At 68.6% G+C, this 24646-nt stretch carries 26 protein-coding genes; 11 read left to right on the top strand and 15 right to left on the bottom strand.

The genetic code is table 11. From position 1 onward, the window contains the following. Window positions 1–40: 40 nt before the first annotated feature. The 3 genes from ACQ7HM_RS01100 (at window position 41) to ACQ7HM_RS01110 (ending at window position 2804) form a co-directional block, all read left to right on the top strand. Window positions 41–667, top strand: a complete 627-nt coding sequence (locus ACQ7HM_RS01100; RefSeq protein ID WP_434214403.1) for an ABC transporter ATP-binding protein — start codon at window positions 41–43, stop codon at window positions 665–667. Continuing rightward, the gene (locus ACQ7HM_RS01105) at window positions 664–1836 is read left to right on the top strand and encodes a DUF6297 family protein (protein WP_434214404.1); all 1173 of its coding nucleotides are present in this window, start codon (window positions 664–666) and stop codon (window positions 1834–1836) included. The genes ACQ7HM_RS01100 and ACQ7HM_RS01105 overlap by 4 nt, the downstream gene beginning before the upstream one ends. 95 nt (window positions 1837–1931) lie before the next feature. Beyond that, entirely contained in the window at window positions 1932–2804 is an 873-nt protein-coding gene (locus ACQ7HM_RS01110) for a DUF559 domain-containing protein (RefSeq protein ID WP_434214405.1), read from the top strand. Between the two features lie 40 nt (window positions 2805–2844). On the opposite strand, the gene ACQ7HM_RS01115 is transcribed toward ACQ7HM_RS01110, so the two are convergent. Genes ACQ7HM_RS01115 through ACQ7HM_RS01150 form a run of 8 tightly spaced genes read right to left on the bottom strand, consistent with a single transcriptional unit; the run spans window position 2845 to window position 10498 of the window. Beyond that, complete coding sequence (locus ACQ7HM_RS01115; RefSeq protein ID WP_434214406.1) at window positions 2845–4458, bottom strand: AMP-binding protein; 1614 nt, start codon at window positions 4456–4458, stop codon at window positions 2845–2847. A gap of 10 nt (window positions 4459–4468) precedes the next feature. Next, window positions 4469–5737 carry a hypothetical protein gene (locus ACQ7HM_RS01120; RefSeq protein ID WP_434215595.1) on the bottom strand — a complete coding sequence of 423 codons (1269 nt, stop codon included), beginning with the start codon at window positions 5735–5737 and terminating at the stop codon, window positions 4469–4471. Between the two features lie 3 nt (window positions 5738–5740). After that, window positions 5741–6292: a nuclear transport factor 2 family protein gene (locus ACQ7HM_RS01125; protein ID WP_434214407.1), complete on the bottom strand. Its 552-nt coding sequence runs from the start codon at window positions 6290–6292 to the stop codon at window positions 5741–5743. Between the two features lie 6 nt (window positions 6293–6298). Further along, complete coding sequence (locus ACQ7HM_RS01130) at window positions 6299–6499, bottom strand: ferredoxin (protein ID WP_434214408.1); 201 nt, start codon at window positions 6497–6499, stop codon at window positions 6299–6301. Further along, window positions 6496–7842, bottom strand: coding sequence for a cytochrome P450 (locus tag ACQ7HM_RS01135; RefSeq protein WP_434214409.1), 1347 nt, complete (start codon window positions 7840–7842; stop codon window positions 6496–6498). Before ACQ7HM_RS01135 ends, ACQ7HM_RS01130 begins: the two co-directional genes overlap by 4 nt. Further along, window positions 7839–8654, bottom strand: coding sequence for an SDR family oxidoreductase (locus ACQ7HM_RS01140; RefSeq protein ID WP_434214410.1), 816 nt, complete (start codon window positions 8652–8654; stop codon window positions 7839–7841). Before ACQ7HM_RS01140 ends, ACQ7HM_RS01135 begins: the two co-directional genes overlap by 4 nt. Next, window positions 8655–9866, bottom strand: coding sequence for a cytochrome P450 (locus ACQ7HM_RS01145; protein ID WP_434215596.1), 1212 nt, complete (start codon window positions 9864–9866; stop codon window positions 8655–8657). Between the two features lie 23 nt (window positions 9867–9889). Then, a complete protein-coding gene (locus tag ACQ7HM_RS01150) occupies window positions 9890–10498 on the bottom strand; it encodes a TetR/AcrR family transcriptional regulator (RefSeq protein WP_434214411.1) in 609 nt (202 codons plus the stop codon). A gap of 64 nt (window positions 10499–10562) precedes the next feature. Between ACQ7HM_RS01150 and ACQ7HM_RS01155 the strand changes: the two genes are divergently transcribed. The 6 genes from ACQ7HM_RS01155 to ACQ7HM_RS01180 are packed head-to-tail and all read left to right on the top strand — an operon-like array spanning window position 10563 to window position 15960. Then, complete coding sequence (locus ACQ7HM_RS01155) at window positions 10563–12053, top strand: aldehyde dehydrogenase (RefSeq protein ID WP_434214412.1); 1491 nt, start codon at window positions 10563–10565, stop codon at window positions 12051–12053. A 41-nt stretch (window positions 12054–12094) separates the two neighbouring features. Further along, window positions 12095–12823 carry an SDR family oxidoreductase gene (locus tag ACQ7HM_RS01160; RefSeq protein WP_434214413.1) on the top strand — a complete coding sequence of 243 codons (729 nt, stop codon included), beginning with the start codon at window positions 12095–12097 and terminating at the stop codon, window positions 12821–12823. Next, window positions 12820–13728 carry an NAD(P)-dependent oxidoreductase gene (locus ACQ7HM_RS01165; protein ID WP_434214414.1) on the top strand — a complete coding sequence of 303 codons (909 nt, stop codon included), beginning with the start codon at window positions 12820–12822 and terminating at the stop codon, window positions 13726–13728. Before ACQ7HM_RS01160 ends, ACQ7HM_RS01165 begins: the two co-directional genes overlap by 4 nt. After that, on the top strand, window positions 13725–14108 hold the full coding sequence (locus ACQ7HM_RS01170) for a carboxymuconolactone decarboxylase family protein (protein WP_434214415.1): 384 nt from the start codon (window positions 13725–13727) through the stop codon (window positions 14106–14108). The genes ACQ7HM_RS01165 and ACQ7HM_RS01170 overlap by 4 nt, the downstream gene beginning before the upstream one ends. Then, complete coding sequence (locus ACQ7HM_RS01175) at window positions 14105–14716, top strand: PaaI family thioesterase (RefSeq protein ID WP_434214416.1); 612 nt, start codon at window positions 14105–14107, stop codon at window positions 14714–14716. Before ACQ7HM_RS01170 ends, ACQ7HM_RS01175 begins: the two co-directional genes overlap by 4 nt. After that, window positions 14713–15960 (top strand): cytochrome P450, encoded by a 1248-nt coding sequence (locus tag ACQ7HM_RS01180; protein WP_434214417.1) that lies wholly within the window; start codon window positions 14713–14715, stop codon window positions 15958–15960. Before ACQ7HM_RS01175 ends, ACQ7HM_RS01180 begins: the two co-directional genes overlap by 4 nt. Here the strand turns inward: ACQ7HM_RS01180 and ACQ7HM_RS01185 are convergent. Beyond that, window positions 15948–16235: a DUF2277 domain-containing protein gene (locus ACQ7HM_RS01185; protein ID WP_434214418.1), complete on the bottom strand. Its 288-nt coding sequence runs from the start codon at window positions 16233–16235 to the stop codon at window positions 15948–15950. The genes ACQ7HM_RS01180 and ACQ7HM_RS01185 overlap by 13 nt on opposite strands. Before the next feature lie 31 nt (window positions 16236–16266). Then, on the bottom strand, window positions 16267–17238 hold the full coding sequence (locus ACQ7HM_RS01190; RefSeq protein ID WP_434214419.1) for an NADPH:quinone oxidoreductase family protein: 972 nt from the start codon (window positions 17236–17238) through the stop codon (window positions 16267–16269). Window positions 17239–17279: 41 nt separating this feature from the next. On the opposite strand from ACQ7HM_RS01190, the gene ACQ7HM_RS01195 reads away from it, so the two are divergent. Next, a complete protein-coding gene (locus ACQ7HM_RS01195) occupies window positions 17280–17945 on the top strand; it encodes a class I SAM-dependent methyltransferase (protein ID WP_434214420.1) in 666 nt (221 codons plus the stop codon). A gap of 126 nt (window positions 17946–18071) precedes the next feature. After that, window positions 18072–18869, top strand: coding sequence for a hypothetical protein (locus ACQ7HM_RS01200; RefSeq protein WP_434214421.1), 798 nt, complete (start codon window positions 18072–18074; stop codon window positions 18867–18869). Between the two features lie 59 nt (window positions 18870–18928). Here ACQ7HM_RS01200 and ACQ7HM_RS01205 read toward each other — a convergent pair whose 3' ends face one another. From ACQ7HM_RS01205 to ACQ7HM_RS01225, 5 genes are read right to left on the bottom strand one after another with little or no spacing between them, the layout of a single operon-like run. Next, complete coding sequence (locus tag ACQ7HM_RS01205; RefSeq protein ID WP_434214422.1) at window positions 18929–19777, bottom strand: LLM class F420-dependent oxidoreductase; 849 nt, start codon at window positions 19775–19777, stop codon at window positions 18929–18931. Between the two features lie 51 nt (window positions 19778–19828). Continuing rightward, window positions 19829–20941 (bottom strand): prenyltransferase, encoded by a 1113-nt coding sequence (locus tag ACQ7HM_RS01210; protein WP_434214423.1) that lies wholly within the window; start codon window positions 20939–20941, stop codon window positions 19829–19831. A 3-nt stretch (window positions 20942–20944) separates the two neighbouring features. Then, entirely contained in the window at window positions 20945–21658 is a 714-nt protein-coding gene (locus tag ACQ7HM_RS01215; protein WP_434214424.1) for a class I SAM-dependent methyltransferase, read from the bottom strand. Beyond that, the gene (locus tag ACQ7HM_RS01220) at window positions 21645–22910 is read right to left on the bottom strand and encodes a glycosyltransferase family 4 protein (RefSeq protein ID WP_434214425.1); all 1266 of its coding nucleotides are present in this window, start codon (window positions 22908–22910) and stop codon (window positions 21645–21647) included. The genes ACQ7HM_RS01215 and ACQ7HM_RS01220 overlap by 14 nt, the downstream gene beginning before the upstream one ends. A gap of 48 nt (window positions 22911–22958) precedes the next feature. Next, window positions 22959–24644 carry an FAD-dependent oxidoreductase gene (locus tag ACQ7HM_RS01225; RefSeq protein ID WP_434214426.1) on the bottom strand — a complete coding sequence of 562 codons (1686 nt, stop codon included), beginning with the start codon at window positions 24642–24644 and terminating at the stop codon, window positions 22959–22961. Window positions 24645–24646 lie beyond the last annotated feature (2 nt).

The following is a 24646-nucleotide window of genomic DNA, read 5'->3' on the forward strand; positions in this document are numbered from 1 at the left end:
TCTTCGACACCCCCTGACCCCACGCACCGAAAGTCTCACCGTGTTGCACATCGATCGTCTCTGCCTGTCCGCCGGCGACGCCGAACTCGTCACCGATCTCACCCTCGATCTCGAGGCGGGGCACTGCCTCGCCGTCACCGGGGCCAACGGTTCCGGGAAGTCGACCCTCCTGCGCGCCATCGCCGGTCTCCGGCATCCCGACTCGGGGACCGTCACCCTTCGCGCTTCGGCCACCGACGACGTGGTCGCCGATGACACCGACAGCCGCTTCCGCACACTCGTGGCCGTCGAGCTCGGGGACGACGCCACCTACGCCGAACTCACGCTGGCCGAACACCTCCGGCTGCTCACCGCAGCCCATGGCGTCGACGACGGCATCGCGACCGACGTCCTCGCCGACGCGGGCATCGCCGAGCTGTCCGATCGCTTCCCGCACACTCTCTCGACGGGCCAGCGCCAGCGATTCGCGTTGTGCGCGGTGTGGATCCGCCCTGCTCGGTTGATCGTGCTCGACGAACCCGAGGCCGGGCTCGACGTCGCCGGGCGCGACTGGGTGGCGCAGCGGATCGAACGCGCCGTCACCGAGGGGCAGTCGGTGGTCGTCGCGACCCACAGCGCCGAGCTCGTCGCGCGATGCGCCGATACGACGGTGACGGTCGGCCGATGAGCGTCACCCGCGACGACGCCCCCGGGATCGTGATGACGGGCGCGGTGGTCGCCGGCCTCGGGTGGTACCTGCTGCAGCCCGAACGTGTCGCGACGGTGATCGGGGTCGCCCACGGCATCGGCCACCCGGGCATCGTGTTGGTGGGGTGGGCGATCGCACTGTGCGCACTCGTGGTCGGGACCGCGGTCTGGTGGTGGGGCCCCATCCGACTCTCCCGCGCCGAGGCGATGTGGCACCTGTCGGGTCCCGGCGACCGTGGTCCCGTCCTGAGCGCTCGCCGTCGCCGAGCCGGTCTCGTCACCCTCCTCGGGTGCCTCGCCACCGCGACCGTCGTGGCCGTGCTCGACTGGTCGACGACACCGGCCCTCCTCGGCACGGGTGTCGTTGCGGCGGTGGCGATCTTCGCGGCCGCCACCGTGCACCAACACCGTTCGAGTGAGCGCCTGTCGCGCCGCGCACGGATGCGGGGGCGGCACCGATGGTCGCCGGCGCGTCTGCACCGCGACGCGTTCGCACCCGACGACGGCTTCATCGCCGCGGCGCGCCTCGCGGCGGTGACGCTCGACCTCGGATGGATCGACACCGCGCGGGTCGTCCGGTGGCAGCTCGCGTACTCGTGGGCACGCAGCCGCCGCCTCGACGGCGGTCGCATCCGAGCGTTGATATCGGCCGACGCGCTCCGCTTGTCCCGTCGGCGTGGCGATCTCGCGCTGGGTCTCGTGGTGCTCGCGGTGGCCCTCGCACTGCCGGAGACGCTGTACCTGACCTCGATCGCACCGGTGGTCGCGACAGTGCTCGCCTACCGCGCCGGGTGCGCGTGGGCCGGCGGACTGCGACGGCTGACCGAGGTCCCCGCACTGCGACGAGCGCTCGGCGGGTCGGACGCCGAGGTGACCGCGATCCACGCCGTGATCCCCGTGTCCGGTGTCGTGATCTGTTGCGCGGTCATCGCCCTCACCTGGCATCTGTCGCTGCCGGCGGTACTCGTCGTGGCCGTCGGCTCGGCGATCGCGACGGTGCGTCGCGCCACCCGACCCGATCTGCCGTTCGACGCCCCGGTGTACGTGACCGGTCAGGGCGGAGCCACGCAGCCGCTACTGCTGCTCGCCATGGTCCGCGGACCGGTCGCCGTGGTGATCACCGGTCTGCTCGCCGCCCTGATCGGCTGAGCCGTCGATGGTCAGCATTCTTTCCCGCTGAGCGGGAAAGAATGCTGACGGGTGCATGGTGGGAACCGATCGGGTGACCACCGCGTCAGAAGGCGATGAACGCGCACCTCCGACAACTCCTCGCCGACCACGACGGTGTGATCACCCGTCGGCAGGCGCTCGACGCAGGACTGGGGAGTTCGGCGATCGGCCGACTGCACGACAGCGGCAACTGGCAGCGGGTCGGCAACGGCGTCTACTTCGCGACCGACCGCGCGATGTCGCATCGCGCACGCGTGCGGATCGCCTGCGCACGAGTGGGCAGCCGCGCCGTACTGTCCGGCCCGTCTGCGGCGTGGTGGCACCAATTGGAACCGCGACCACCCGAGACGATCACGGTGACCGCACCACGCTCGCGACATTCCGGGCGCATCTCCGGTGTGTCGGTGCTCCTCCGGGACCTCCACGGAGTCGACATCATCGAACGTGCGGGTCTGAAGGTGACTGCAATCCCTCTCACCGTTCTCGACGCCGCCGGGGTCGCCGGCAGCAAGATCCTCGACGCGGCCCTGTTGCGGGGCCGGGTATCCCTCGAGCAGCTCGTCGCTGCGCACCGTCGATACCCGGGACGTCACGGTGCGACCCTGTCGGAGCGGCAGCTGGCAGCCGCGGCCGGCGGCGCGCGGTCAGAGGCCGAGAGAATGCTCCTGGATCTGCTGCGCCGGTTCGGCATCGACGGATGGGTCGGCAACGAGACGGTGTGCGGGTACCCGGTCGACGTCATGTTCGCCGCGCAGAAGGTGATCGTGGAGGTCGACGGGTTCGCGTTCCACTCCGATGCACACGCGTTCCAGCACGATCGGACGCGACAGAACGTCCTGGCCGCCAACGGCTGGACCATCCTGCGCTTCACCTGGGCCGACCTCACCGAAAGGCCACACCACGTCGTTGCTCAGATCCGGTCGATGGTCAGCAGAAGTTCCCACTGAGCGGGAAAGAATGCTGACCGTGTGGTCGACGGCCGGTCGGTCATTCCCCACGGTCGTCGCGGGCGGGGTTCTGCGAGGTCGAGACCGACTGCGCCCAGCGGTAATCCGGCTTGCCGCTGGGCGTTCGTCGAATGTCGTCGACGAGCCACCACACGCGGGGCACCTTGTATCCGGCGAGTGTCCCCCGCAGATGCGCGGCCACGGCGTCGAGGTCGATGGGGCCCCGCGGGGCGATCACGGCGGCCACCCGGTGTCCGTAGCGGTCGTCGGGGACACCGAGGACCGTCGCGTCGCCGATCGCGGGATGCGACTTCAGCACGCCCTCGACCTCCTCGACGAACACCTTCTCGCCGCCGGTGTTCACCACCTGCGAACCCCGCCCCAGAAGAGTGATGGCGCCGTCGGATTCGAGCCGGGCGCGGTCACCGCTGACCACCATGCGGACACCTTCGTGTTCGCGGAAGATGGAGGCGGATGTCACCGCATCGCCGTGATACCCGATCGGCAGGTGTCCGGTCTTGGCGAACCACCCCTCCCCCGGCTCGGTGAGCGGCACGCCGTCGTCGTCGATCACCGTCGCGCCGCGACCCGCGGGGACGCGCGGTCCTCCGGCGTGATCGGCGGTGACGAAACCCGTGTCGGCGGCCGAGTACACGCGTATCCCGCCGAAACCCGTCTCCGACGACCCGATGGAGTCGCTGATGGCCACCGAGGGCACAAGGTCCAGCAGGCGCGCCTTGAGCGCCGGGGAGAACAGCGCCGCACCGGAACTGACGGCGAGTAGAGACGACGTGTCGACCCGGTCGCCGGCGGCGTCGCGCGCCACCAGCTCGTCGATCAGCGGTCGCCCCATCGCGTCGCCGGTGATGACCATGATGTTCGGCCGACACCGGTCGACCACCCGCCACACCCGGGCGGCGTCGAAACGGGCCTGCAGGATGACCGTGTTCCCGGAGAACAGCGCACCGAGTGTCGGCATCAGCCCCGAGACGTGGATCAACGGCGGCAGCATGAGAAAGCGCATCCCGTCGGCACTCTCGGCCGCCCGGGCCGACTGCGCCCATTCGTCGGGCAGCGGCTCCCCGGAGTAGAAGTCGATGCCGCCGCCGAGCACCCGCCACATGTCGGACTGGCGCCACATCACGCCCTTCGGCGCCCCCGTGGTGCCGCCGGTGTAGAGCAGGAACAGATCGTCACCCGACCGGTCCACCGGCTCGCGGTCGGCGGAGGTGCCCTGCAGGTGCTCGTCGAGATCGGGGCCGGTGACGAGAACGGTCGGCCGGACGCCACCGACGAGCGTGGCCGCCTCGTCGGCGACCTCGGCCAGGTCGGCCTGCGCCACCACGACCACCACACCGGCGTCGGAATAGATGTGGGCGGCCTCGTCTGGCCGATACCGGTAGTTGACGTTCACCGGGACCGCGCGGAGCTTGTAGGCGGCCAGGAACACGGCGAGCGCATCGACGTCGTTGTACATGTGGACGCCGACGTGGTCGCCCCGGCGCACGCCGCGGTCGGTCAACAGACGCGCCCAGCGATTGGCCCTGCCCTCGAGGTCGCGGTAGGTGTGCGGCGTGTCGTCGTCGATGACCGCCACCCGATCGGGGACGGCATCGACGGCGTGCTCGAAGAGGTCGGCCAGGTTCTGCGCCACGGGAGAGCTCCTACACCGGTGTGATCGACAGGGGCATGATGGAACTGGGCGCGCCGCGATCGTCGAACCGGAAGCTCGCGCCGCCGCTGAAGCGGACCACGGCGACCTCCTTGCGTTCGCGCTGCTCGGCGCCCCAGCCGATGTCGACGGTGAGGAAGCCCGCTTCCACCCGAGCACCCTGCACCACCCAGTGCGGGTCGACCGCGGTCGCGATCGCCTGCAGCGGGAGCAGGTTGTCGGGGTCGAGGTGGACCAGCCAGCTCTGGTCGGCGACCGCCGCACTGCCCTGAGGGATACGCACCGACACACCCGCACTCGCACCGGTGCCGGTGGTGATGATCCCGAGCCCCACGTACTGCTCTGGCCCCAGGGCCGGGTGCAGTGACAGCACGCGCGCCAGACCGGCTGCGTCACCGCCGATCCCGAGGGCGACCCGGATGCGCTCCGCGGTCAGACCGGCGATCCCGGTGACCGCCTTGCCGAGGAGTTCGCGCGCGTGGGTGTCCGACGTACGGCGCGACACCGCACCGATGAATCCCATGATGAGCAACTGGTGCTGTACGGCCACCTCCTCGGCCGTGCGCACCAGGGTGCTGTGCGCCCAGTCGCGGAACTGCAGATCGTCGAGGAGGTCGCCCGAGTAGTCGATCCACCCCTTCTCGGAACGGTCGATCTCCGAGAGCTCGAGATCGGCTGCGCGGGTGGCGAACATCGCGTGCGTGTAGTCCGGGAGCTCGAGTTCGTCGCGGTCGGGCTCGATGGTCACGAGCCACTCGCAGTGCGGGGTGCGGTTCTCCGGACGGCGGGGCGGCCGGTGCACCGGACGGATGCGGGCCCGCCGGTTCGTGGCGATCGCCGTGGCGTCGAAGGTGGGGTCCTCGATGTCGTGACACATCGCGGTCACGTAGTCCTCGCCCATCGGTTCGACGTCCATCAGCGCACCGCAGTGGTCGAGCACGAAACTCCCGTGGTACTCGTCGATCACCGAGTAGCGGAAGTCCATGAACTGTGGCGGGGCCCCGATGTCGAGCTGCAGACACTTGAACATGTCCACGACACCGTCACCGTCGACGCCCATGGCGCGGCGCATCCGCGCGGTGTAGACCGGGCTCGCCGCCATCCACTCCTCGATGGCCACCTGCGCCATCACGTCCCGGCCGAAGTCGCCGATGACGTGGGCCATCGCGCTGCGGTCGATCAGCTGGCCGGCGAGCAGCAGTTCGGGGACGAGGACGGCCAGTTCTTCCTGGGACAGTTCGGAATACGACACGTCAGGCAGCCCTCACCACATCGGGACGGGGGTCTTGCCGAGCGGATACCAGCCCGGCAGCCGTTCGGTCGCGTTCGCCACCCGGTTCATCCGTGCACTCATGCCCTCGGTCAGGACGCCGTCGGTGATCATCTCCATGAACAGGGCGACGACGTTCCCGTAGTCGAAGAAGTCGCGCTGCCAACGGAACTGAAAGTTCCCGCCGTACTTGAACCAGCTGCCCTGGATGCCCTCGAGGGCGTAGCGGGTGCCGTCGGCGCGAGTCGCGTCGAAGACCTGCTTCCACAGACCGAGCATGTCGCCGGTGGTCTCGTCGATCACCCAGGACTGGTACGGATAGGTCCACCCGTCGAGTCCGTCCATCTCGAGCCCGATGGCGATGTCGCGGATCTCGTCACGGCCGACGGCCATGAAGTCGTCCTTCGGACCGTAGTTCCACCCGTAGGTGGCGTCGGCGGTGTAGAACTCGGCGAGATTGCGCCAGTTCCCCGCCTTCTCGCCGTCACGGTTCGCCTGCAGCCACCGCTGCACCATCTCGTCGAGTTCGGATCGGTCAAAAGCCATGGAGATCTAGCCTTCCTGGTCGTCGATGATGCGCAGGGCCTGGGTGGGGCAGTACTGGACGGCACGTTCGACCTCGTCGCGTCGCGACTCGTCGGGAGCGGGGTCGAGGAGGTCGACGGTGTCGGCCTTCGCCCGGAACAACTCCGGCGCCTCCATCTCGCACATGCCGTGTCCCTGACAGATGTCGCGGTCGACCTCGATCCTCACCGGACGCGCCTGCGATAGGCGACCCGACAGGGCTGCTGCAGCTGGACCACCATCTTCGAGTGGTCGTTACGGTAGGAGTCCGACGGCTGGGTCATCTCGAACTCGTAGTTCTGCAGCAGCACCGAGAAGATAGCCTTGAGCTGCATGACGGCGAACTGCGCTCCGACACAGCGGTGTCGGCCGGCGCCGAACGGGATCCAGGTCCACCGGTTCGCGAGATCCTCCTGTCGCGGCTTCGCGTACCGCTCCGGATCGAAGGTGTCGGGATCGGGGAAATCCTCGGGCAGACGGTTCGAGATCGCGGGCGACACCGCGATGGACTGGCCGGCGGCGATCTCGACCCCCTCGATGTGGATGTCGTTGCGGACCACCCGCATCAGGATGATCAGCGGAGGGTGCAGGCGCAGCGCCTCTTTGAGCGCGGCCTCCACCTTGGGCATCTGCCGGGTGTGGGCGAAGGTGTACTCCGGTCGCTCGCCGGCGGGGGTGTCGCGGAAGATCTCGTCGAGCTCGGCGACCACCTGCGCCATGTGGTCGGGGTGGCGCAGCAGTTCGATGAGCGTCCAGGCGGCGGTGCCCGAGGTGGTGTGGTGGCCCGCAAACATCATCGAGATGAACATGCCGGTGATGGTGTTGGCGTCGAACCCCACCGACACCAGCACGTCCATCAGATCCCGGTCGTCTTTGTTCTCCGGCGGATGGGCGATCCGCTCGTTCATCACACCCTGGATGAACGCCTGCAGTTCGGTGCGGGATTCGTCGCGTTTGCGGAAGCTCTCGATGTCGGCGTGGTAGTCGACGTAGGCGATGGGGTCGGTGCCCTTTTCAAGGTCGTGGAACAGATGCGCGATGTGACCGGTCAACTGCTCCCGGAACTTTCGACCGATCAGGCACGCCGAGGACGTGTACAGCGTCAGCTCTGCAAAGAACTCCAGCAGGTCGATCTCGCCCTCGTCGCCCCAGTCGGCGATGATGCGCTCGACCTCGTTCGGGATCGTGATCGCGTGCTGCTTCATGTGCTGCGCTTTGAGCGCCGAATTGTGGATGGCCTGCGATCGTTCCTCCGGGCTCGCGTCGAAGACGACGCCCTCACCGAAGATCGGCGTCATGAACGGGTACGCGGCCGCCTGATCGAGGTCCTCTTCGGGCGCACGGAAGAACTCCTCGTTGGCGGTGGCCCCCGTCACGAGCACGATCTCGCGGTCGGCGAGCTGGAACTGCCCGACATCGCCGCACTCCTCGCGGATCCGCCAGAACAGGCCGATCGGGTCGGCGGCCAGTTCGTCGAGGTGGCCGTGTTCGCCCTCACCTCCCGACACCCGTGCGGGTCTGGTGAGCGTCATGGGTTGTCTCCTTGCTGGTCCGGATTCCTGTGCGGCGTATCGACTATCGGCGCCTCGGCTTCCACCTCGACCAGGCGCATGTGCGACCCGCGCGGCATCCTGACGATGGTGGTGATGGCGGTCGCGAGGTGGACCGGTTTGAGGAAGAAACCGTGGCGGGCGAACCCGAACGACACCCAGTCGGTGAGCATCGCCTCCGCCATCTCCGGTTCGAAGTTCATGCCCATCCCGGTCATCACCTGGCCGGGACGGACCAGGCTGGCGCGGACCCCGGTGCCCTCGAGTTCCTGTCGTGCGACGCGGGCCAACGCCTCGACACCGGCCTTGGCGGCGGCGTAGGCACCCATGTGTGGGCGGGGATCATCGGCCACATCGGAGCTGATGAACACGACATCGCCCCGCCGACGATCGATCATCTCCGGAACGATGCGGCGGTAGAGCCGCTGCGCACCGAGGAGATGGATCGCGACCTGGTCGGCGAACTCCTCGTCGGACATCTCGTGGGTGCGCCCGGGCCACAGGTCGCCGGCGCCGGACACCACGATTTCGAGTGGGCCGAGTTCGGCCTCGGCTCTCGTGACACATTCGTCGATCGAGCTGACGTCGGTGACGTCGAGGGGCACCGCGATCGCCTCGCCGCCCGCCGCGACGATCTGGTCGGCGAACTCCTGCGACTTCTCCACTCGGCGCGCGCCGAGGGCGACGGGATACCCGGCGGCACCGAGCATCACGCCGGTGGCGGCACCGATGCCCGACGACCCGCCGGCGATGAGGACAGGTCGGCGGTCGGGGTGCGCGGGGAAGCGTGGCATCTACCGCGCCGTCACGGACATCGGGAGCGAGGCGAACCCACGCACGTTGACCGAGTGCACGCGGACCGCGCGGTCGAGATCGAGATCGATGCCCGACGCCGACCGCATGATCTCCGACAGCGCGACGTTGGCCTCGAGACGCGCGAGATGGGCACCGAGGCAGAAGTGGGTGCCCAGACCGAAACTGGTGAGCGCCTGCGAACTGTCCCGTCCGATGCGGTAGGCGTCGGGGTCGTCGAACACCTCGTCGTCGCGGTTGGCCGAGCCCAACAGCAGCAGGACCCGCTGTCCGGCCGGGATCGTGTACCCGCCGTACTCCACGTCCTCGAGGACACGCCGCAGCACGATCTGCGTGGAGTTGTCGTAGCGCAACGTCTCCTCGGTCCACGCCGGGGTCAGTTCGGGGTCGGCGAACACCTTCGTGAACTCGTCGGGGTTGACGAACGCCCAGTACATCGCGTTCGCGAGCAATTTCGTGGTGGTCTCGTTGCCGGCCACGATCATCAGGATGAGGAAGCCGATGATCTCGTCCGACGTCAGCTGCGTCGGCGCGCCGGTTGCGTCGTCCTGCACTTCGGCTTCGATGAGGACCGACACCATGTCGGTCCCGGGGTTCTTCCGGCGGTCCTCGATGAGGTCGGAGTAGTACTGCGCCAGAGCGAAATACGCCTCGACCGCGGCGGGCGGGACGTCATGGACGCCCTCGTCACGATGGATGAGGTCATCGGAGAGTTGTCGGAGCCTGGCCCGATCGGCCTGCGGCACCACCAGCAGTTCGGAGACCACGTCCATCGGCAGCAGACCGGCGAAGTCGGAGACGTAGTCGAACTCGCCCTTCTGCAGGCAGCGGTCCCAGTGCTGGTGGGTCAGCTCGGTGATGCGTTCGGTGAGCTGGTTGACCCGGTTCGGTGTGAACCCCTTCGACACCAGCTTGCGGATGCGCATGTGTTTCGGGTCGTCGAGCGCGAGAAACGACATGGCCAGGTGCGCATCCGGACCGTACGCCGCGGGATCCATCGACACACCCCAGCTGTTCGACAACCGCGGCGCGTCACGGAACGCCGCGCGGACGTCGGCATGTCGTGACAGCGCCCAGAAATCTTTCTCCGCGTTGAAGTACACGGGCGCCTCGGTGCGCAGGCGCGCGTAGGTGGGGTACGGGTCCTCGTGGAACGCGTAGTCGTACGGGTCGAACGGAACCCGGCTCTCCATGCCCGCCGTGTCGGTGCCGGTGGTCACGCGAGCTCCTCCAGGAGCAGCTTGGCGGCGTCGGCCAACCGGTCGGCGATGTCGGAGTACGAGCCATAGCCCATGCCCGCACGGACGAGGGCACCGGAGTACAGCATCTCGAGCAGCTCGATCCGGCGGTCGTCGGAGTCCATGGGCACGCCGAGCGCCGCCGCGAGACGCTCCCGGATGAATACCCCGACCCGCAACCGCAGATGCTCGACGTCGGGGTCGGTGCCGAGCAGCGCGACCGTCACCGCACCGGCGAGCTGGTCCTCCCCCGCCACCACGAGGGCGACGTGGCGCAACACGTCGGCTGCTCGTGCCGCGGGCGGTGACGTGACATCGGGTTCGGGCACCGAGGTGACCAGCATGCGCCAGAACAGTTCGGCCACGATGTGGTTCTTCGAGCTGAAGTAGGTGTAGGCCGTGGCCGGTGCGACGCCGGCGCGCTTGGCGACCGAGCGGATCGTCATCCCCTCGAAACCGTCCTCGCCCAACACCTCCCGCGCCGCTTCGGTCAGCTTCGCGACGGTCTCGGCCTGCTGGTTCGTCAGCCTGCGACGCGTGGACTCGTGCGAACTGGGGCCGGATTCACCGAATACGGGGGTGGACATGACCGCCACGCTACATTAGCTTTGAACGCGAGTCCAGACACGTGTCCAGATAGGAGTTCGGCCCATGGTGCAGCCCGACGTCGCGGTACGGAACCTCCGCCCGGCGGTGAGCTCGGACCTCCTCATCGACGGGGAGCTGCGTCCCGGATCGGGCGGGACGTTCGAGATCGTCAACCCGGCGACCGAGGAGGTCATCGGCCTCGCCGCCGACGGCACCGCCGACGACATGGACGCCGCGATCGCCGCTGCGCGAACGGCTTTCGACACCACCACCTGGTCACGCGACCACGCCTTCCGTGCCCGATGCCTGCGCCAACTGCGCGATGCGTTGCAGGGCCACATCGAGGAGCTCCGAGAGATCACCATCGCCGAGGTGGGGGCTCCGGCGTTCCTCACCACCGGACCGCAGCTCGAGGGCCCGATCGCCGACCTCGGCTACTGCGCGGACCTCGCCGAGAGCTTCGCGTGGGAGACCGACCTCGGTCGCGCCGAACCCATGGGCATCCCCAATCAGCGGATCATCAAGCGGGAGGCCGTGGGGGTCGTCGGCGCGATCACCCCGTGGAACTTCCCCCACCAGATCAACTTCGCGAAGATCGGCCCCGCGCTCGCCGCCGGGTGCACGGTCGTCTTGAAGCCCGCCCCCGACACCCCGTGGTGTGCGGCTCTGGTCGGCTCGGTCATCGCCACCGAGACCGACATCCCCGCCGGCGTCATCAACATCGTCACCTCCAGCGACCACTCCGTGGGGGCGATGCTGTCGGAGGACCCGCGCGTCGACATCATCTCGTTCACCGGCTCGACCACCACCGGCAAAGCCGTGATGACCGCCGCTGCAGGCACTCTCAAGAAAGTCTTCCTCGAACTGGGCGGCAAGTCGGCGTTCATCGTGCTCGACGACGCCGACCTCATGGCGGCCTGCTCGATGGCCGGGTTCAGTGTCGTGACCCACGCCGGGCAGGGCTGCGCCATCACCACCCGGCTGGTGGTGCCCCGCGAGCGGTACGACGACGCCATCCGCTACACCCGGAAGTCCATGGCGGGCCTCGAGGCCGGGGACCCCACCGATCCCGGCACCATCTGCGGTCCGGTGATCTCGGCCGTGCAGCGTGATCGGGTGGAGTCCTACATCGCGATCGCGGTCGAGGAGGGCGGCACCGTCGAGATCGGCGGTGGCCGACCGGCAAAACATCCGAAGGGGTTCTTCGTCGAACCCACCCTCATCTCGGGTCTCGACAACTCAGCCCGTGCGGCGCAGGAGGAGATCTTCGGTCCCGTGCTCGTGATCCTCCCGCACGACGGCGACGACGACGCGATCCGCATCGCCAACGACTCCCCCTACGGCCTGTCCGGCGCGGTGTGGGGCACCGACCCCGACCGGATCGACCACGTCGTCGACGGCGTGCGCACCGGGACCATGAGCGTCAACGGCGGCATCTGGTACGGCGCCGACGTCCCCTTCGGCGGATACAAACAGTCCGGCATCGGACGCGAGATGGGCGCACTCGGCTTCGAGGAGTACCTCGAGACCAAGGCCGTCGCCACCCCGGCCTGACCGTTCCCACCCACGAACACCCCTGCAGAGAAGAGCAATTGATGAGGTTCGAAGGTAAGACCGCCATCGTCACCGGAGCCGCGGGCGGCATCGGCGAGGGCTACGCACGCGCACTGGCCGCCGAGGGCGCCCACGTGGTCGTCGCCGATCTGTCCGACGAGGCGGGTGAGAAGGTCGCGGCCGACGTCGGCGGGCTCTACGTCCACACCGACGTCGCCGACGAGGCGTCTGCGAAGGCTCTCGCACAGGCGACCCTCGAGGCCTACGGCCAGATCGACTACCTGATCAACAACGCCGCCATCTATGGCGGCATGCAACTCGACTTCCTCGTCACCGTTCCGTGGGACTACTACAAGAAGTTCATGAGTGTGAACCTCGACGGGGCGCTCAACGTGACCCGCGCGGTCTACGGCCACATGCAGCCGGGCAGCGCCATCGTCAACCAGTCCTCCACCGCGGCATGGCTCTACAGCGGTTTCTACGGCCTGGCCAAGGTCGGGATCAACGGCCTGACCCAGCAACTCGCGACCGAGCTCGGCGGTTCCGGGATCCGGGTCAACGCGATCGCGCCCGGCCCCATCGACACCGAGGCCACCCGCACCACGACTCCGGGAAAGATGGTCGCCGACATCGTCAAGAAGCTGCCGCTGTCGCGCATGGGCACGCCGCAGGACCTCGAGGGCACCTGCCTGTTCCTGCTGTCCGACGAGGCCTCCTGGATCACCGGGCAGATCTTCAACGTCGATGGCGGACAGATCATCCGGTCATGACCGCCGCGGATACTGACACGGCGTTCCCCGTCGGGTTCATCGGCCTGGGCAACATGGGTGGGCCCATCGCCCAGCGATTCGTCGCATGGCCGGGTGGCCTCGTGGTCTGCGATGCCCGCCCCGAGGCGACCGAGAAGGTGGTCGCCGCGGGCGCCACCGCCGTGGCGACGGCCGCCGAGGTCGCAGCCACCGCACGCGTCATCTCGATCACCGTCCTCGACGATGAGCAGGTCCGGTCGGTGGTGACCGGTCCCGGCGGGATCCTCGAGACAGCCACGCCCGGAACCGTGATCGCCGTGCACTCGACCATCGCGCCGGCCACAGCCGTCGAACTCGCCGAGATCTGCGCTGAACAGGGCGTCGACCTCGTCGACGCACCGGTGTCCGGAGGCGCACCCGGCGCCGAGCAGGGCCGACTCGCCATCATGGTCGGCGGTCCGCGTACCGCCTACGAGACGGTCGAGCCCGTGTTCGCCCTGGCATCGGACATGACCATCCACGCCGGAGATGTCGGCGCGGGCACCCGGATGAAGTTGGCGCGCAACCTCCTCCACTTCATCTCGTTCACCGCGGCGACCGAGGCGAGTCGACTGGCCGAGGCCGCCGGGATCGACATCGTGAAACTGGGCAAGGTCGTGCGCCACACCGACGCGATCACCGGCGGCGCCGGGGCGATCATGCTGCGCGACACCACCGCACCGATCGACGACGACGACTTCTGGCACTCGGTGTTCACCCACGTGCGCGGACTCGGCGAGAAGGATGTCGCGCTCGCGCTCGATCTCGCCGATGACCTCGACGTCGACCTCCCCCTCGGCCGCATCTCACTCGAACGACTCGGTGACGGGCTCGGCGTGGGACCGGGCGACATCGCGACCCACCATCAGAACGGAGTCACCCGATGACCGAGATGAGCGAACAACCCCAGTCCGAACAACGCCGTAGGGGTCTGGCCAAGATGGCCGAGGTCTATGGCTTCGACCTGTCCGACGGCCCGGGCGACTATTTCGCGCACACCGCTGATCACCTGTTCGGCGAGGTGTGGACCCGGGAGGGGCTCACCGTCCGCGACCGTCGCCTGCTGCTGCTCGGCGCGCTCGCCGCCTCCGGCCTCGACGATGTCGCCGAGATCCAGGCCGGGGCCGCGTTGGGCAACGGGGAGCTCGAACCCGATCAGCTCCGCGAGATCGCCCTGTTCCTCTGCTACTACATCGGGTGGCCGCTCGGCACGAAGCTGAACTTCACCTTCGGTAGGGTCATCGACAACTTCGAGAAGAATCGTTGAGGCAGTTTGTCTTCGAGGACATCACGTCCGAGGAGGTGGCACGACGCACCGGCGTCTACACACCCCTGACCGACTCGGTGCGGGGGCTTGTCGACGCCACCATCCGCACCGAGGTCGATCCCGACTCCATCGGTGCGGCGCGTGAGCTGATCGATCGGGCCTCGGCCCTGTTGCGCGCCCAGCAGAGCGACGGTCCGCACGGCGTGCGGTACACCGCCGACGGGACCGGGATGCCCTGGGGCAACCCGGCGATCGGCATCCGCAACGCGATCGCGCCCCCGATGGTGGTGACCCGTGACGGTGATCGTCGGCGCGTGGCCGACGTCGTACTGGGCGCGGCCTACGAAGGCCCACCCGGACTCGTGCACGGCGGCATCTGTGCGTTGCTGCTCGATCACATCCTGGGCGAGGCCGCGAGCGCGATGACAGGGACTCTGACCCTGCGATACGTCCGCGCAACCCCGTTGGGAGCGGTGCACCTCGAGGCCGAGGTGGTCGCGTCCGAGGGCCGGAAACGCACCGTCCGGGGTTCGCTGTCCGACGCCGAGGGCATCACGGTGACCGCCGAGGGCATCTTCATCGAGCCCCAGAAGAAAGGAACCCGATGACGACCGAACTGCCCACCCGTTGTCCGTTCGGCGCCGACTGGGATCTCACCGATCCGACCCTTCTGGAGAACGGGATGCCGCACCACGAGTTCACCCGGATGCGCGAGAGCAGGCGCATCTTCTGGATCGACCAAGATCCTGAGGTCGGGCCGTTCCGCGACCGCGGCTACTGGGTGGCCACCCGACACTCCGACATCCGGGCCATCTCGAAGAACTCCACGGATTGGTCGTCCAACACCCAGGGCGCGGTGATGCGCCTGCCGGACATGATGACCCCGGAGTTGCTCGAGTACACCAAGGCCATGCTGATCAACCATGATCCGCCGGAGCACACCCGGTTGCGCAAGGTGGTGTCGCGCCTGTTCACCCCCCGCGCGGTCAACGCGCTGCACGAGGTCCTCGACGCGCGTGCCCGCGAGATCGTCACGGCCGCGATCGCCGACGGTACCGGCAATTTCGTCGACGACGTCGCCGTGGGCCTCCCGCTGTCGGCCATCGCCGACCTCATCGGGGTGCCCGCCGAGGACCGCGAGAAGTTGTTCAGGTGGAGCAACGCGGTGATGAACACCGACGACCCCGACTACGGCGACATCGACGCCGCGGAGGCAAACGCCGCGCTGCTCGGCTACGCCTACGCGATGGCCGAGGACCGTCGCAAGAATCCGGCCGAGGACATCATCACCACCCTGGTCAACGCCGATGTCGACGGTGAGGCGCTCGACGAGGCCGAGTTCGGCTTCTTCGTCATCCTGATCGCCGTGGCCGGTAACGAGACCACCCGCAACGCGATCAGCCACGGCATGAACGCGTTCCTCGACCACCCCGACCAGTGGGAGCTGTTCAAGCGCGAGCGACCCGCCACCGCCGCCGACGAGGTGATCCGGTGGGCGACCCCGGTGCACTGCTTCCAACGCACGGCGATCAACGACGTCACCCTCGGCGACGTCACCGTCCGTGCGGGCGAGCGGGTCGGGATGTTCTACAGCTCCGCCAACTTCGACGACGAGGTGTTCGAGAACCCCCGGACGTTCGACATCACCCGGAACCCGAACCCGCATCTGGCATTCGGGGGCAGCGGGGCACACTACTGCGTCGGCGCGAACCTGGCCCGCATGGAGGTCGACATCATGTTCAACGCGATCGCCGACCTCGCGCCCGACATCACCAAGCTGGCCGACCCCACGCGCCTTCGGTCGGGGTGGATCAACGGGGTGAAAGCGCTACCGGTCGACTACCGCGCCTGACCGGCCGCCGCACGGGCGGCGATGCGGGCCTGTACCTCGGGCCTCCGCAGCGGCGGCACCGTGCGGGGCGGCTGACGTCGCGCAGGCAGCGCGTCGAGCAGCGCCGTGGTCGCCGCGGTCACGGTCGCCACCGCGGCCTCGAACGCCTCGATGTTGGCCGGCGAGGTCTTCGCGATCCCGCTGACCTTGCGCACGTACTGCCTCGATGCGGCCTCGATCTCGACCACGGTCGCCGGCGGTTCCAGTCCGCGCAGCTCGGTGATGTTGCGACACATGATGTCTCCCCAGGATGGAGGGTGGGTGCGATCAGTCGGCGATGTGGATGACCGCCTTGCCGAGGATCTGCCCGTTCTCGAGATCTGAGAGTGCCTGCGGCAGTTCGGCGAGCGGATAGGTCCGGTTGACCGGCGGGCGCATCCCGTCGGCGATCATGGTGGTCAACTGCTCGTGCAGCTCGGTCGGGAGGTTCGGGTGGGTGCGCAGGTATTCGCCCCACGCGGCCCCGACGACCGCGATGTTGCGGAACAGAACACGGTTCAACTTCACCTGCGGGATGCCGCCGGCGGCGAACCCGATGACCACGAAGCGGCCGTCGATCGCCACCTGTCGCAGCGCCTCGTCGAACACCTCGCCACCCACCGGGTCGATGAGGACGTCGACACCGGTGCCGCCGGTGAGTTCCTTCACCCGGTCGCCCCAGCCCTCGGTGAGCGACACGACCTCGTCGGCCCCGGTGGCCCTCAGCATGTCCTCGGCGCCGGTGCGGTGCACGATCGCGATGACCCGGGCGCCGAGCGCCTTGGCGACGGCGATGGTCGCGACGCCGACACCACCGGCACTGCCGAGCACGCCGACGGTCTCGCCGGGTTGCAGGTGTGCGCGGGTCTGCAGTGCGAACAGGGCGGTCTGGAAGTTGATGCCCAGCGCCGCGCCCTCGTCGAACGTCAGGCCCTCGGGGATGGGGAGCAGCTGCGCGGGCGCCGCGGCGACCTTCTCGGCGAAGCCGCCCACGACCGACATCACCAACACCCGATCCCCCACCGAGTACCCCGATCCCTCGGGGGCCTCGGCGACCACGCCGGCGACCTCGGTGCCGGGCGTGAACGGTGTGGGCAGGCGGAGCTGGTACTTGCCCTGCGACATGAGCAGATCGGGGAAACAGACCCCGCACGATTTGATGTCGACGAGCACCTGACCCTCCGCGGGGGTCGGGTCGTCGACGTCGGTCAGTGCCAGCCCGCCCGGGCCGGTCTCGGAGGTGAGCACCTGTGCCTTCATGCGGGTAACCCTACGCGGGCGGGCGGAATAGGATCAGCGTCATGACCACACCTCGTGCCGACGCCGGCGTCGCGCCCACGCAGACCCAGATCGCCGCCGCCGACGCCGCTCCCGGCTTCATGCCCGCCGACGAGGCCATGGCCCTGTACGACGTTGCGCGACAGTACCTGTCGAAGGATGACGCGGTCGGGATCGGTGTCGAGATCGGCACCTACTGCGGCAAGTCGACGGTGTACCTCGGCGCGGCCGCGCAACCCCTCGGGGCCACCGTGGTCACCGTCGATCACCACCGTGGGTCCGAGGAACACCAGCCCGGGTGGGAGTACCACGACACCGCGCTGGTCGACCCCCACACCGGCACCCTCGACACCTCGGCGCGGTTCCGCCGCACCATGTTCGACGCCGGTCTCGAGGAGACGGTGATCGGCATGCTGACCCGGTCGACCACCGCCGCACGCGTGTGGGGCCGGCCGGCGGATTTCGTCTTCATCGACGGCGGCCACAGCAGCGAGGCCGCCCAGGGCGATCTCGCCGCGTGGTCGCCCTGGGTCCGCGTCGGTGGCGCCCTGCTTATCCACGACGTGTTCCCCGATCCCGCCGACGGCGGCAGGCCCCCGTTCGAGATCTACGAGAAGGCCCTGGCCTCGGGGGATTTCACCGAGGTCGGTGTCCACGGCTCGCTGCGCGTACTCGAACGGATCCGCTGACCCCGCGCCGACATCGTCCGAGCTGAGGCCCGCCTCCGGCGTATGCCCAGAGGCGGCCCTGTATTCGGACGATCTCGGTGGATCCTTCCGGGCACTCCACGCGTCCGAGACCGTATGGACCACGGAGTGTTCACCACCGCCCACCTCCTGCGGCTCGGAGCCTCGCAGTCGCAGATCCGCCGCGCAACGCACGCCGGCGACCTGATTCGTCTGCGTCCGGGCTGGTACGCACGCCCGGACGCCGATCCGACCGTGGTCTCGGCGGTCTGCAGCGGCGGCGTCCTCGGGTGCGTCTCGGCGTTGCGGGCCCACGGAGCGTGGATCGCCCCGGGTCACGACGTCACGCACGTCCGCACCAGCAAGAGCCTGCGCGCATCAGCGGCACGTAGTTGCCGCGGCGACGGACCGCCACCGCCGACCGCCGTGGCGGTCGATCCCGTCGATGTCGCGCTCGGGTACGCGCGCCGATGTATGACCGAGGAGCACTGGATCGCGGCGTGCGACTCGGTGCTGGAATCATCCCTCGCTCATCGTGCCGACATCGTGTCCGTCCTCGGTCCCCGCGGTCGCGCAGTGCTGGACAAGTGCGACGAGCACTCACAGTCGGGCACGGAATCGTTGGTGCGGGTGCGGTTGCGTGCGCTGAACTTCGTGGTGATCGTCCAGCCGCGGATCCCGGGTGTCGGCAGGGTCGATCTGCGGGTGGGCAAGCTGCTCATCGAATGCGACAGCAAGTCCCATCACACGAGTCTGGCGAACTACCGCAACGACCGCCGTCGTGACCGGGTCGCGCTCGAACGTGGCTGGCTGACCATGCGTCTCACCTATGACGACATCCTCTACGACTGGGACGGCGTGCTCGGGTCGATCCGCGCGATCACGCTGCCCGAACGCCATCGGATGCGCCGAGATCGTCCGAGCTGAGGCCCGCCTCCGGCGTATACCCGGAGGCGGCCCTGTATTCGGACGATCTCCGCGGAGTTCTAGGCGAGACCGAGTTGGCCGGCCCGCTTGGCGAGGTAGCCGCGGGCGGTCTCGACGTCCTGGTCGGGGACGCCGTACAGCGCGAGGGTGACACCGAGATCGTCCCAGCGCGCGAGCTTCTCGGGGTCGGGCCTGCCGTCGAGCGCCACGATCTGCGGCGCCCCGGTCCGTCCGTGGTCGGCCCAGATCTTCTGGAGCAGGCGCACCGAGTCGTCGATGTCGGTGTCGGTGGGGGTGGTGAGCCATCCGTCGGCGTTCTTGGCGATCCAGGTGAAGTTCTTCTCGGTGGCGCCGGCTCCGACGATCACCGGTACGCCGGGTTGTTGGGCGGTCTTGGGCCACGCCCAGCTCGGACCGAACTGCACGAACTCCCCGGAGTACTCGGCCTCCTCCTGCGACCACAGCGCGCGCATCGCCTCGAGGTACTCGCGCAGCATGGTGCGACGCCGACCGGCCGGCACGTGGTGGTCGCCGAGTTCGTCGAGGTTCCAGCCGAATCCGACACCGAGGGTGACGCGTCCGTCGGACAGGTGGTCGAGGGTGGCGATCTGTTTGGCGAGGGTGAGCGGGTCGGACTGCACGGGAAGTGCGACCGCCGTACCGAGCCGGATCCTCGTGGTCACCGCGGCGGCCGCGCCGAGCGACACCCACGGGTCGAGCGTGCGCATATAACGGTCGTCGGGCAGCGAGGCGTCACCGGTCTGCGGGTGGGCCGCATCGCGTCGGGTCGGGATGTGGCTGTGTTCGGGCACGAAGTACGCGGCGAAACCCGCGTCCTCCACGAGCGGGGCCAGCACCGCGGGCCGGAGACCGCGGTCGCTCGTGAACTGCACGATTCCGTATTCCATCGGTCCTCCGGAGTCCGCGCCCGTCAGCTCGACGCGCGTCTGGACACCAGTCTAGGCAATTGTGCAGTCGCAGGAAAGGCCGGGTACGTCGGCGGCCGGGACGGTGACGTCGCGCAGCGGATCGGCGTCGCGGAAGATGCCGTTCGCGCGCGAGGTACGACTCAGTGCGTCGGCGGCGAGCACCACCACCGCCGACGTCCAGCAACTCTTCTCCACCGGCCACCGTTTGCCGTCGGAGAACACCAGACCCGTCCAGTACGAACCGTCGGGGTCGCGCAGATGCTGCATGTCGGCGAACAGCCGGCAGGCGTCGGCGTCGTCGCCCAGGCAGTCCATCGCCAACACCAGCTCGCACGTCTCCGCCCCGGTCACCCACGGACGGTGATCGACGCACCGGATACCGAGGCCGTCCACGACGAACTCGTCCCACCGCTGCGCGATCAACTCCTGCCCGGCCCGACCGCGCACCGCGCCGCCGAGCACCGGGTAGTACCAGTCCATCGAGTGGTCCGACGGCGGCAGGAAATGTGCTGTGTGCCGGCGCAGCGCGTGCCCGAGCCGCATCTGCGCGTCGCGCCAGGCCGGCGCCGGCTGACCGACCGCCTCGGCGATGAGCGCGGCACATCCCAGCGCCTGATGGATACTGGCGCTGCCGGTGAGCATCGCCGACTCGAAGACGCCGTCGGCGAGACCGAACTGTCCGCCGGTGTGCGGTAACGGATGTCCACCGCCCCAGTACATCTGACCACTGGGGGCCTGGAAACGCAGGACGAGGTCGATCGCCGACCACACCGTGGGCCACATGTGTTCCAGGAACGCACGATCACCGGTGATGAGGTGGTGGTGCCACACCCCGACGGCGATGTAGGCGCAGAAGTTCGCGTCGGTGTTGGCGTCGGCCACACGGCCGTTCACGAACTTGATGGGCCACGACCCGTCGGGTCGCTGGGTCCGTCGCGACCACTCGTAGGCCTTCTCGGCCTCGGCGAGCATCCCCGTCACCGACAGCGCCATCGCCGACTCGATGTGATCCCAGGGGTCGGTCTGGCCGCCGGGAAACCACGGCAGCGCACCGGAGGGCTCCTGCATCGCCGCGATCGCGGCGCCGGTCTCGCGGCACTGCTCGGAGGTCAGGACGCCCGGTACGGAAGGTGTCCGGGCCATACCTCAGGCGGGTTTCGTGAGGTACAGGACGACGGACTTGCCGACCAACGGGTTCAGCGCGCGCTCGGCGACCCGGGTGAGTGCCGGGGCACTCATCATGTCCCACACCAACATCCGGTGGTACCCCTTCACCAGCGGGTTGTCGTTGTTCTCGACACCGACGGCGCACTTGAGCCACCAGTACGGTGCGTGCAGCGCGTGGCGGTGATCGGTACCGGTGACCTCGAGGCCGGCCGCGGCGAGCTTCGCCGCGAGTTCCGACGCGCGGTAGATGCGCACGTGGCCGCCCTCGTTGGCGTGGTACTGGTCGGAGAACGCCCAACAGACACGTTCGGGCCAGTATCGGGGCACGGTCACCGCGGCACGTCCGCCGGGCTTGAGGATGCGCACCATCTCGGCCATGGCCTCGGTGTCGGCGGGCACGTGCTCGAGGATCTCCGACATCAACACCACGTCGAAGCTGTTGTCCGCGTACGGGAGATGGAGTGCGTCGCCCACCTCGGTGCGCGCCTTGGCCGAGGCGGGCACCTGCTTCTCGGCGATCATGGCATCGAACATCTCCGACACCTCGCCCATGTCCGACTCGGACTGGTCGAAGGCGATGACGTCGGCACCGCGCCGGAACATCTCATAGGAGTGTCGTCCCTGTCCGGCACCGATGTCGATCGCCGTGGTTCCCGACGTGACGCCGAGGCGGTCGAAATCAACTGTCAGCACGAGCATCTCCTGTTGTCTTCGCGGCTATCGCACGCGTGTAGTGGGCGGCGGTCCGCGCGGCGACGGCGGACCAGCTGTAGCGCGACTGGACGCGGGCACGACCTCCGGCACCGAGCCGTGTCCGCAGGGCGGGGTCGTCGAGCAGTCGTCCGATCGCCGACGCGAGCGCGCCGGAGTCCATGGGCGGCACGTGCAGTGCGGCCTCGCCGTCGGCACCGGCGACCTCGGGGATGGCCCCGGCCGTGGTGACCACCAACGGCGTGCCGCAGCTCATGGCCTCGATGACCGGTAGCGAGAAACCCTCGTACAGCGAGGGCACGCAGGCGACCTCGGCCGACGAGATCAGCTCTCCCAGTTCGGTATCGGTGAGTCCCGACACGACCGACACGCGGTCGGCGATGGCGAGGTCGCTGATCATCCGTGCGCTCGGGCCCTCGGGATCGAGCTTGGACACCAGCACCAGTTCGACCGCACGCTCGGCCCCCAGCTTGGCTACCGCCTCGAGCAGGTACGACACACCCTTGAGCGGGGCGTCGGCACTCGCGACACACACCACCCGACCGGCCACACGCTCTCCGCGGGGCCGGAAGATCTCGGTGTCCACGCCGAGCGGGATCGTCTCGATCACACCGGGTTCGATGTCGAACGCCTTGCGGATGTCGACCTCACTGCTCTTCGACACCGTGAGAAGCGCGGGGATCCGGCGCGAGACGCTGCCCTGCATCCGGGCGAAGGCGTGCCAGCGGATCGCGGTCAGCTTCCGCCATCCACGCGCGGCCTTCACCGCGAGCGTCCGGTCGCGGGTGATCGGGTGATGGATGGTCGCGACCACCGGCAGACCGCGACGCTGGATGTCGAGCAGACCCCAACCGAGACACTGGTTGTCGTGCACGACGTCGAAATCGTCACGCCGCGCCTTGAGGATTCGCGCCATCCGCAGGCTGAACGTGAGCGGCTCGGGGAAGCCCGCGGTCCACATGGTCGCCACCTCGAGCACGTCGATCCAGTCGCGGATCTCGCGGGGACGCGGGGTGCGGAACGGGTGGGGCTCACCGTAGAGATCGAGGCTCGGCACCTTCGTCAGGCGCACGCCGTGGTCGTAGGCGACCTCGTCGAGGTCGGGGTAGGGCTGACCGGAGAACACCTCCACGCTGTGGCCGAGGACGGCGAGTTCACGCGCGAGATGGCGGACGTAGACGCCCTGGCCACCGCAGTGGGGTTTGCTCCGGTAGGACAGCAGAGCGATGCGCACGCACGACCCTCTTTCTGGTGGGAGTCTTTCTCGGACGGGGCGAAGCGATCAGCCTGCGGCGGCGCCCTCGAGTTCGTGGACACGGACCAACTTCACCCGGCGGCGGCCCGCCTCGCGACCCGCGGACTTCTCTGCGGCGTCGATACTCTTCCACCCGCTGCCGTCGATGCGGTGGGCACCGCGACCGGAGACGAGTTCGGCGATCTTCTCACGCGGCGAGGACGGCTCGCCCAACACGCCCTCGGTGAAATCGGCGAGCACCGCGAGCGCGGTCTGCTGGCCGTCGAGGCGGTTCATGCCGATGCCGCCGGTCGCACCGCGCTTGATCCACCCGGTGACGTACACCCCGGGCAGCACGTCCCCGTCGACCTCGGCGAGCACACGTCCCTCGGCGTTGGGCACCACGCCATGGGCCTCGTCGAACGGCAGGTCGGTGACCGGCACCCCGCGATATCCGATGGCCCGCATGACGATCGAGGTCTCGATGTCGAAGGTCTCGTCGGTCGGCGTGACCGCGACACGCTCACCGTCCACGAGTGCGTTGCGCACACAGACCAGCTTCGAGACCGCACCCGCCTCGCCCTCGGGGCCGTCTGCGCTCAACTCGACCGGCGACACCAGGTAGCGGAACACCACACGCTTGGCCGCACCGGTCTCGCCACGCTCGGAGAACTCCCGGGCGATACGGATCTTTGCGGCGATGGTGGAGTCGAGCGTCCCGTCGGCCAGGCCCTCCTCCGACGCGGCGTCGAGCGTCAGTTCGGCCGGGTCGATGACGACGTCGACACCGGCCAGATCACCCATCGCGAGGAACTCCGCGTTGGTGTAGGCCGCCTGGGCGATGCCGCGTCGACCCAGCAGGATCACCTCTCGGACGTTGCTCGTCCGCATGCGTTCGATCGCGTGGTCGGCGATGTCGGTCGTGGCGAGGGTGTCGGGATCGGTCAGCAGGATGCGCGCGACGTCGAGGGCCACGTTGCCGTTGCCGACGACCACCGCGCGTTCGCTCGACAGGTCGAAGTCGAGGTCGGCGTAGTCGGGGTGGCCGTTGTACCAGGCCACGAACTCCGTCGCGGGGATCGACCCGGGCAGGTCCTCACCGGGGATGCCCAGGCGCTTGTCGGTCGAGGCGCCGACGGCGTAGATGACCGCCGAATAGTGCTCGAGCAGTTCGTCGTGGTTGACGTGGGTGCCGACCTCGACGTTGAGGAAGTACTCGAAGGTGCGCTTGTTGGCGGTCGCGGCGAACTGCTTCTCCACACCCTTCGTCGAGGGATGGTCGGGCGCCACGCCGGCACGCACCAGTCCGTACGGGGTGGGCAGACGGTCGAACATGTCGACGCGGACCGCGGAATGACGGACGAGCTCCTCGGCGGCGTAGAACGCGGCCGGACCGGCGCCGATGATGGCGACGTGGAGTTCCTTGCCCTGCGGCAGCGGGGGCTGCTTGCGCGGGGGGACCAGGCCGCCGGAGACGTCGTGGTCGGTGTAGTAGTCGGCGTTGATCTGCAGGTATCGCTCGCCCTTGGTGTCGAGCTGGTCGTCGGGGAAGATCGCCTCCACCGGACACTCGTCGATGCACGCACCGCAGTCGATGCAGGTGTCGGGATCGATGTAGAGCATCTCCGCTGTGACGAACTCCGGCTCGTCGGGTGTCGGATGAATGCAGTTCACCGGACAGACGGAGATGCAGCTCGCATCGTTGCAGCACGGCTGTGTGATCACATGCGCCATGA

Origin of the sequence: Williamsia sp. MIQD14 (assembly GCF_051025635.1) — a bacterium.
In the GTDB taxonomy this organism is placed as follows: Bacteria; Actinomycetota; Actinomycetes; order Mycobacteriales; family Mycobacteriaceae; genus Williamsia_A.

Excerpts from the sequence above, each read along its gene's own strand:
- ACQ7HM_RS01105 (WP_434214404.1), top strand. The coding sequence starts at position 664 with ATGAGCGTCACCCGCGACGACGCCCCCGGGATCGTGATGACGGGCGCG.
- ACQ7HM_RS01110 (WP_434214405.1), top strand. The coding sequence starts at position 1,932 with ATGAACGCGCACCTCCGACAACTCCTCGCCGACCACGACGGTGTGATC.
- ACQ7HM_RS01125 (WP_434214407.1), bottom strand. The coding sequence starts at position 6,292 with ATGGCTTTTGACCGATCCGAACTCGACGAGATGGTGCAGCGGTGGCTG.
- ACQ7HM_RS01135 (WP_434214409.1), bottom strand. The coding sequence starts at position 7,842 with ATGACGCTCACCAGACCCGCACGGGTGTCGGGAGGTGAGGGCGAACAC.
- ACQ7HM_RS01140 (WP_434214410.1), bottom strand. The coding sequence starts at position 8,654 with ATGCCACGCTTCCCCGCGCACCCCGACCGCCGACCTGTCCTCATCGCC.
- ACQ7HM_RS01145 (WP_434215596.1), bottom strand. The coding sequence starts at position 9,866 with ATGGAGAGCCGGGTTCCGTTCGACCCGTACGACTACGCGTTCCACGAG.
- ACQ7HM_RS01150 (WP_434214411.1), bottom strand. The coding sequence starts at position 10,498 with ATGTCCACCCCCGTATTCGGTGAATCCGGCCCCAGTTCGCACGAGTCC.
- ACQ7HM_RS01155 (WP_434214412.1), top strand. The coding sequence starts at position 10,563 with ATGGTGCAGCCCGACGTCGCGGTACGGAACCTCCGCCCGGCGGTGAGC.
- ACQ7HM_RS01160 (WP_434214413.1), top strand. The coding sequence starts at position 12,095 with ATGAGGTTCGAAGGTAAGACCGCCATCGTCACCGGAGCCGCGGGCGGC.
- ACQ7HM_RS01165 (WP_434214414.1), top strand. The coding sequence starts at position 12,820 with ATGACCGCCGCGGATACTGACACGGCGTTCCCCGTCGGGTTCATCGGC.
- ACQ7HM_RS01170 (WP_434214415.1), top strand. The coding sequence starts at position 13,725 with ATGACCGAGATGAGCGAACAACCCCAGTCCGAACAACGCCGTAGGGGT.
- ACQ7HM_RS01180 (WP_434214417.1), top strand. The coding sequence starts at position 14,713 with ATGACGACCGAACTGCCCACCCGTTGTCCGTTCGGCGCCGACTGGGAT.
- ACQ7HM_RS01185 (WP_434214418.1), bottom strand. The coding sequence starts at position 16,235 with ATGTGTCGCAACATCACCGAGCTGCGCGGACTGGAACCGCCGGCGACC.
- ACQ7HM_RS01190 (WP_434214419.1), bottom strand. The coding sequence starts at position 17,238 with ATGAAGGCACAGGTGCTCACCTCCGAGACCGGCCCGGGCGGGCTGGCA.
- ACQ7HM_RS01195 (WP_434214420.1), top strand. The coding sequence starts at position 17,280 with ATGACCACACCTCGTGCCGACGCCGGCGTCGCGCCCACGCAGACCCAG.
- ACQ7HM_RS01205 (WP_434214422.1), bottom strand. The coding sequence starts at position 19,777 with ATGGAATACGGAATCGTGCAGTTCACGAGCGACCGCGGTCTCCGGCCC.
- ACQ7HM_RS01210 (WP_434214423.1), bottom strand. The coding sequence starts at position 20,941 with ATGGCCCGGACACCTTCCGTACCGGGCGTCCTGACCTCCGAGCAGTGC.
- ACQ7HM_RS01225 (WP_434214426.1), bottom strand. The coding sequence starts at position 24,644 with ATGGCGCATGTGATCACACAGCCGTGCTGCAACGATGCGAGCTGCATC.